Annotated in this window: 6 protein-coding genes and 1 pseudogene; 5 read left to right on the top strand and 2 right to left on the bottom strand. The window is 65.3% G+C overall.

Annotated elements, in window-relative coordinates; translation table 11 throughout:
- A pseudogene (locus tag RMO40_RS08485) lies at window positions 1–160 on the top strand (methionine aminotransferase); the annotation flags it as partial.
- Here the strand turns inward: RMO40_RS08485 and RMO40_RS08480 are convergent.
- Complete coding sequence (locus tag RMO40_RS08480; protein ID WP_309719052.1) at window positions 141–1,943, bottom strand: FimV/HubP-related protein; 1,803 nt, start codon at window positions 1,941–1,943, stop codon at window positions 141–143. The pseudogene RMO40_RS08485 and the gene RMO40_RS08480 overlap by 20 nt on opposite strands.
- A 185-nt stretch (window positions 1,944–2,128) precedes the next feature.
- Between RMO40_RS08480 and RMO40_RS08475 the strand changes: the two genes are divergently transcribed.
- From RMO40_RS08475 to RMO40_RS08460, 4 genes are read left to right on the top strand one after another with little or no spacing between them, the layout of a single operon-like run.
- Window positions 2,129–2,908, top strand: coding sequence for an oxepin-CoA hydrolase, alternative type (locus RMO40_RS08475; protein ID WP_309719049.1), 780 nt, complete (start codon window positions 2,129–2,131; stop codon window positions 2,906–2,908).
- Window positions 2,909–2,946: 38 nt separating this feature from the next.
- A complete protein-coding gene (locus tag RMO40_RS08470) occupies window positions 2,947–3,651 on the top strand; it encodes a cyclic nucleotide-binding domain-containing protein (RefSeq protein ID WP_309719046.1) in 705 nt (234 codons plus the stop codon).
- A 31-nt stretch (window positions 3,652–3,682) separates the two neighbouring features.
- Window positions 3,683–4,768, top strand: coding sequence for a phosphotransferase (locus tag RMO40_RS08465; RefSeq protein ID WP_309719043.1), 1,086 nt, complete (start codon window positions 3,683–3,685; stop codon window positions 4,766–4,768).
- Between the two features lie 37 nt (window positions 4,769–4,805).
- Entirely contained in the window at window positions 4,806–6,044 is a 1,239-nt protein-coding gene (locus tag RMO40_RS08460) for an acyl-CoA dehydrogenase family protein (protein ID WP_309719040.1), read from the top strand.
- Window positions 6,045–6,063: 19 nt separating this feature from the next.
- On the opposite strand, the gene RMO40_RS08455 is transcribed toward RMO40_RS08460, so the two are convergent.
- On the bottom strand, window positions 6,064–6,804 hold the full coding sequence (locus RMO40_RS08455) for a hypothetical protein (RefSeq protein WP_309719037.1): 741 nt from the start codon (window positions 6,802–6,804) through the stop codon (window positions 6,064–6,066).
- Between the last annotated feature and the right edge of the window lie 122 nt (window positions 6,805–6,926).

Here is a 6,926-nt window from a genome sequence, read left to right as displayed (position 1 = left end):
CTTTTGCCGTTGGTTGACCACCGAGGTGGGTGTGGCGGCGATCCCGCTGTCGGCCTTCTACGCGGGGGGCTTTGAGCAGAAGCTCGCCCGCTTCTGTTTTGCGAAAAAAGACGAGACGTTGGCGCTCGCCCTGGAGCGACTCAACGCGCGTTTCGCTTGAAGTCGGGGTCTTCGAGCGTGAGGTGAGGCGGCTGGTCGCTCGAGACGTCGAGGTCGATCGAGAAGTGCTCAGGCTCTGCAGGTGGCGTTGACGCCTGCACGCTGGTGAGCGTTGACGCGGGTTCGTCGTTCAGCGGCAGCAGCAAGTCGACCCCTTCGGGGCTTGTGTCGCGCTCGGCCAGGTCACGCGACATGCCATACAAGAACAGCAGCTCGCGGTAGGCCGGCACGTCGAAGGTGGGCCCCGCATCTCGGCGGAACAGCGATGCATCCAGCAGGTCCATGGCCTGCGACGGTGTGGCCCAGGCCCTTTGCAGGCGACTCATCACCTCGGGGTAGCCTTCGAGGCTCAAGCCCAGCTCGGGGTCGACATCCCACTCCGGCGCGTAGGCGTTGAAGCGGCGGTTGAAACGCTCGCGAATGCGGTCGTAAGGCTCACGCTCACCACGCCGGCGATAAATCTCAAGCAGCTTCAGGTAGGGCAAGGGACTCACACCACCGGTGCTGCGCACGTGCCCCATCAGCAGGTCGATGGCTGCATCGTCTTGACCGAGCACCACGAAGAACTCGGCTTGCTGCTCCAGGTCGATCAGCTCTTCGGCCGACATCGGCCGGCGTGGCTCGACCACGGCCGCATCGAGCTCGCCCGAACGCGATGGAACGGCCGGTGAAGGCGGCGCGGGCATCGGCGCCGACACCAGTGCATCGCGCAGCGGCATCAGCTCAGGGGCAGCAGGCGAGGCCGGCGGTGGCGTCCACACGTCTTCGGCCACCATCACAGGCGGGGTGGCCTCGACCGGCGGTGTCCACCAAGCCGGCGAGCGGCGATCTCGCCGCCTCAGCCAGAACATGCCCGCCAAGCCCGCAGACAACACCACACAGAGCGCGACCAGCAGGTACACGAGCGGGTTGGCATAGCGGCTGGCCTCGGCCGCGCGCACGCGCAGTTGCATGTCGTCCAGCGCCTTGCGGGTGGCCTCGCTGTCACTGCGCAGCTTGAGCAAGGCCGCTTCCATGGCTTTCAAACGCTCCAGCTCGCGAAGGCGTTGCTCTTGATCGGGGTCGACAAAACGCGGCGCGGCACCAGACGCGGTGGGGCCAGGCGCCTGGCTGAGCGACGTGGCCATCTGCAGCGACGGCAAGATCAGCGCGTCGGCCTCCACCGGGTCGAGACGCAGCACCGGGCCGCTCTTGGCTTTGACAGGGGCGCGTGTGCGGGCCCGCGATGACGTCGCTGCTGCGGGGGCAGCCTCTCGCGCAGCAGCCGCCACCTCGGCGCGAGTGGGCGAACCGGCAGCACGCGGCGGTCGTACCCGGCTCGCGGGCGCTGGAGCAGACCCAGCAGTGGCGGCCGCAGGAACCGCCGCCAACACGTCACCGACAGGCGACGAGCCGCGGTCGGGAACCCAGGCCTCTTCGGCTGGCTCGCCAGCAGGCGCCAGCGCGCCGCGCACCGGCGGGTCGGCAAACACCATGAAGCCGCGCGACAGGCTGGCGGGGCAACCGACATGCAGCTGGATGCTGACCACCGGCTCGTCGACCGGGATCGTCGTCGTGATGCGCACGCGGCGCTCACCGGTGTTGGCCGCCGTCTCGAGCCGGGTGCGCACCTGGGCGTCAACCAACACACGATCGCCCAAGCTCACATCGGCCTTGATGCACTTGGCTTCGAGGGTTTCGTTGGGGTCGAGCCGCAGCGCGATCGCAAAGCTCAGTGGCTGGCCCAAATGGGTGGCCGATGTGACCTTGCCAAACCCCAGCGCCGTCGCTCGATCCGCACTCATGCCAAGAGCAAGAAGCAGTGCGAGCGAGATCAGGATTCTCTGCATTCGATGAGGCAGCCGGGTGTCAATTGACTCTAGCATGAAGTCCGCGTTTTCAGAGGTAAACCGGGCCTGCGGACGCGCTCGATCATGGCGCATGACACAATCCCTCGTGCGAGTTTCGCGCGCCCTCACCACGCTGAACCATGCCCTCAGAACTGCACGCCGAACGACGCGAAGGCACGCTGGTGCTGACCATCAGCGACAAGGCCTCACTCAACTCGCTGTCCGAACAGGTTTTTGCGGCCGGCGTTGAAGCACTTGATGTGGCCGAGGCCGACCCTTGCGTGCGGTGCATCGTGCTGCGCGGCGAAGGCGCGCACTTCTGCGCAGGTGGCAACCTGCAGCAACTCAAAGTCAACCAGAATGCCGACCCCGCGCTACAAGGCGACATGCTGCAACGCTTTCACGATTTTGTGGAAGTGCTGCGCGTGTTCCCCAAGCCGGTGATCGCCGCCGTCGAAGGTGCGGCCGCAGGCGGCGGCTTCTCGCTTGCGCTGGCATGCGACCTGATCGTTGCCGCAGACGACGCAAAGTTCGTCCTCTCCTACGGGCGCATCGGCCTCTCGCCCGATGGTGGCTCGAGCTGGCAGCTGATGCAGCGCCTGCCGCGCAGCCTGGTCTTGCAGTTGTTGTGGTTGTCGGACCCCATCACCACGCAGCAACTGCATGCACACGGCATCGTCAACTGGGTCTGTGCGAGTGGCCAGGCTTTGACACAAGCACTCGCAGTCGCCGACCGTCTCGCGCTGTGCGCACCGAACGCCATGGCCAGCGCCAAGGAGCTCGTCAACCAGTGGCCCGAGCGCAGCCTCGCGCAGCAGCTCGATGCCGAGCGCGCGCATTTCCTCGAGAACTTTTTTCACGCCAACGGTGGTGAAGGGCTGCAGTCCTTTCTTGATAAACGCCCACCTCGTTTCAGCTGATCGCACCGCCGCGCCTTCTGTCGCGTCAGAGACAAAACATGAACAACCCCGTTCTTACAATCGACGAGCTGTCCAACATCGAGTCAGGCTCGTGGTTCTCCAAACTTTCACAGCCATTGCGCGAAGCCATTTTGTCGAGGGCGCACGTGCGCCGTCTCGCCGATGGCGCGATGCTCTCGTCGCGCGGCGCGTCGGCCGACTCATGGTGCGGCGTGGCCAAGGGTGCGGTGCGCGTGAGCTCGGTCTCGCTCTCGGGCAAGGAGATCACGCTCACTTACGTGGAGCCCGGCGTGTGGTTCGGCGACATCTCGCTGTTCGACAACTTCCCGCGCACACACGACTCCAACGCACACGGCGAGACCACGCTGCTGGCAGTGCGCAAGGCCGACTTTCACGAGCTGCTGTCGCTGCACGTGGAGCTGTACGAAGCGCTGCTGCGCCTGAATTGCCGTCGCCTGCGCTTGATGTTCGACATGATCGAAGACCTCAACACTCGCCCGCTGTCGGCGCGCCTGGCCAAGCAGATCCTGCTGCTGGCGCGCGGCTATGGGGTGAAACAAGGCGACGAGACGCGCATCGGCCTGCAGCTTGCGCAGGAAGACCTGGCCCAGTTGCTCGGCGCCTCGCGCCAGCGCGTGAACCAGGAGCTCAAAGGCTTCGAGCGCGAAGGTGCGGTGCGCATCGAGCCCACACGCCTGGTGGTGCTGTCCAAAGACAAGCTGCTGGCGCTCGCCGAGCGCTGACCCTTTCCAGCGCCCGGTGAGCCGAGACCCGATGGACTCGAACACCGGCACCAAGCCCGTCGCTGCGCAGCATGCGTTCGACACGCAGGCACTCGCCGCCTATTTGCAGCAGCACCTGAGCGGCTTTGCTGGCCCCTTGCAAGTCGAGCAATTCAAGGGCGGCCAGTCCAACCCGACCTACAAGCTCGTCACGCCGCAGCGCTCGTATGTGATGCGCTCCAAGCCAGGGCCGGTCGCCAAGCTGCTGCCCTCGGCCCACGCGATCGAGCGCGAGTTTCGCGTGATGCAGGCGCTGAGCGGTAGCGAGGTGCCGGTGCCGCAAATGCACCTGCTGTGCGAAGACGAATCGGTCATCGGCCGCGCCTTCTTCATCATGGAGTTCATGCAAGGGCGTGTGCTGTGGGACCAGTCGTTGCCCGGCATGACCCACCCCGAGCGCGGTGAGATCTACGACGAAATGAACCGCGTGATCGCCGCCTTGCACCAGGTCGACGTGAAGGCCGTGGGCCTGGCCGACTACGGCCGCCCGGGCAGCTACTTCGAGCGCCAGATCGCACGCTGGGGCAAGCAGTACACGGCCTCGATCACCGAGCCCATCAGCGCGATGGAGCGTTTGATGGAATGGCTGCCGGCCCACATGCCCGCAAGCGCGCGAGATGAGTCGCAGGTGTCCATCGTGCACGGCGACTACCGGCTCGACAACGTCATGTTCCACCCCACCGAGCCGCGTGCCCTTGCCGTGCTCGACTGGGAGCTGTCCACGCTCGGCCACCCGTTGGCTGACTTCAGCTACCACGTGATGTCGTGGCACATCCCGCAGAGCATGTTTCGCGGCATCGGTGGGTTGGACCTCGCATCGCTGGGCATTCCCACCGAGTCGGCCTACATTCGGCAATATTGCGAACGAACCGGCCGCGGCAACGTGGAGGCGGTGATGGCCGATTGGAATTTCTACCTCGCCTACAACCTGTTCCGCGCCGCAGGCATTTCACAAGGCATTGCCAAGCGCGTCGAAGATGGCACAGCCGCCAGCGCCGAGGCTCGCCAAGTGGCGGCCAGCGCACGCCCTTTGGCCGAGATGGCCTGGCAGGTCGCCCAACAGGCGCAGCAGGCCTGAACAACACCCCAAACCCGATCACCCCAAGGAGACAGACATGGACTTCGCCTACTCACCCCGCACCCAGGAAATGCAGGCCAAGCTGCTGCGCTTCATGGACGACTACATCTACCCCGCCGAAGCGCGTTACACCGCCGAGATCGAGGCCAACACCCAGGCTGGCAAACGCTGGACGCCGCTGCAAACGATCGAAGAACTCAAGGTCAAGGCCCGCGCGCAAGGCCTGTGGAACCTGTTCCTGCCACCGAGCGCCGATGGTTCCTCTCGCGACGCCGAATACGGCCCGGGCCTGTCCAACCAGGAATACGCGCCACTGGCCGAGATCATGGGCCGCGTGATGTGGTCGAGCGAGGTGTTCAACTGCTCGGCGCCCGACACCGGCAACATGGAAACCATCGTGCGTTACGGCACCACCGAGCACAAGAAACTCTGGGCCGAGCCGCTGCTCGAAGGCAAGATCCGCAGCGCCTTTGCGATGACCGAGCCGGCCGTGGCTTCGTCGGACGCCACCAACATCGCAGCCAGCATCAAGCGCGAGGGCGACGACTACGTCATCAATGGCCGCAAGTGGTGGATCTCGGGCGCCGGTGACCCGCGCTGCGCGATCTACATCTTCATGGGCAAGACCGACCCGGAGGCGCCGCGCCACAGCCAGCAGTCGATGGTCCTGGTGCCGGCCAACACGCCGGGCGTGAAGGTGATCCGCCCGCTGCCGGTGTTTGGCTACGACGACGCGCCGCACGGCCACTGCGAGATCCTGTTCGAGAACGTGCGGGTGCCCGCCAGCAACATCCTGCTGGGTGAAGGCCGCGGTTTCGAGATCGCGCAAGGTCGCCTGGGCCCGGGCCGCATTCACCACTGCATGCGCCTGATCGGCCTGGCCGAACGTGCGCTCGAGCTGATGTGCAAGCGCGCCTCGTCGCGTGTGGCTTTCGGCCGCACTGTCGCAGAACAAGGTGTGACGCGCGAGCGCATTGCCGACGCCCGCTGCATGATCGAACAGGCCCGTTTGCTCACGCTCAAGTCGGCCTGGATGATGGACGTGGCAGGCAACAAGACCGCCAAGGCCGAGATCGCGATGATCAAGGTGGTGGCGCCCACCATGGCCTGCCAGGTGATCGACTGGGCGATGCAGGTGCACGGCGGCGGTGGGGTGTCAGACGACTTCCCGCTCGCGTACTTCTACGCCATGGCGCGCACGCTGCGTTTCGCCGACGGCCCCGACGAAGTCCACCGCAATGCCATCGCCAAGCTGGAGCTCGGGCGCTACGCCTGAGTGAGGTTGCAAGGGGCGCTCAGCGCCCTTTGCCGTCTTCCGGGCCGAGCTGGGTTTGCCAGGCCGTCGAGCCGGTGCTCGACCAGTCGTTTGACCCTTCAGCCCCCAGGCCGGCCACACGCAGCGCCTGCAGCACGGCCACTTCGAACACGGCCACTGCCTGGGAGATGATCGGTACGGCCGGATCAGGCAGTTGCATGCGAAGGTAGGCACGGCCACGCAGCAGCATCAGCACGAAGGGCGGCTCGTTCTTCAAGAAGCCGACGGCAGCTTCTTCTATCTGGTGCGCCAGAGCGCCTTCGACCCAGGCGCCTGCCTCGGCCGGCGCGCTGCCCACCAGGCCAAACCGCATGCGCACTTCTTTCGACGCCTTGTAGGCCACCTTGGGAAACATCGCAAGCCAGCGCATCTCTTCGGGCGTGGCCCCGTCGATGACGGTTTGCGTGCTCTCGGTGAAGCGCTCGAAGGTCTGGCGCTCGAGTGTCTCGAGCAGTGGCTGCGAGATCAGCAGCGCCTGCAGGTTGGGTGAAAGACCCAGTTCCATGCGCAGGCGCAACTCGTGGCCTTCGATGTAGTTGCGTTGGGGTGGGCCCCACTCGAGGCGCCAGGGCTTGCTGTCCATGCCCCCATCGACGACGAAGCCAACACCCTCATGCTCTCGCTTGAACTTCAGCTTGTTGACCTTGGCCCACTCCGCCACCTCACGCCAATCCGGCCCGGGGGGTGTGCGCGAGATCAGCTTCTTGAAAGCGTCAAGCATGATGGTGTGGCATCCACTAGAGTGCACAACACACGGCGCGTGCCGCGATGACTGGAGAATATAACGATGATCGAAGTGTATTCGTGGCCTACCCCCAATGGCCACAAGGTTCACATCATGCT

Origin of the sequence: Rhizobacter sp. (genome assembly GCF_031412075.1) — a bacterium.
Taxonomy (GTDB): Bacteria; Pseudomonadota; Gammaproteobacteria; order Burkholderiales; family Burkholderiaceae_C; genus Rhizobacter.
Note: the sequence above shows the minus strand (reverse complement) of the source record. Positions and strands in the feature narration are given on the sequence as shown.

Bases quoted from the DNA above. Each gene is read 5' to 3' on its own strand.
- RMO40_RS08480 (WP_309719052.1), bottom strand. From the start codon at position 1,943: ATGAGTGCGGATCGAGCGACGGCGCTGGGGTTTGGCAAGGTCACATCG.
- RMO40_RS08475 (WP_309719049.1), top strand. From the start codon at position 2,129: ATGCCCTCAGAACTGCACGCCGAACGACGCGAAGGCACGCTGGTGCTG.
- RMO40_RS08470 (WP_309719046.1), top strand. From the start codon at position 2,947: ATGAACAACCCCGTTCTTACAATCGACGAGCTGTCCAACATCGAGTCA.
- RMO40_RS08465 (WP_309719043.1), top strand. From the start codon at position 3,683: ATGGACTCGAACACCGGCACCAAGCCCGTCGCTGCGCAGCATGCGTTC.
- RMO40_RS08460 (WP_309719040.1), top strand. From the start codon at position 4,806: ATGGACTTCGCCTACTCACCCCGCACCCAGGAAATGCAGGCCAAGCTG.
- RMO40_RS08455 (WP_309719037.1), bottom strand. From the start codon at position 6,804: ATGCTTGACGCTTTCAAGAAGCTGATCTCGCGCACACCCCCCGGGCCG.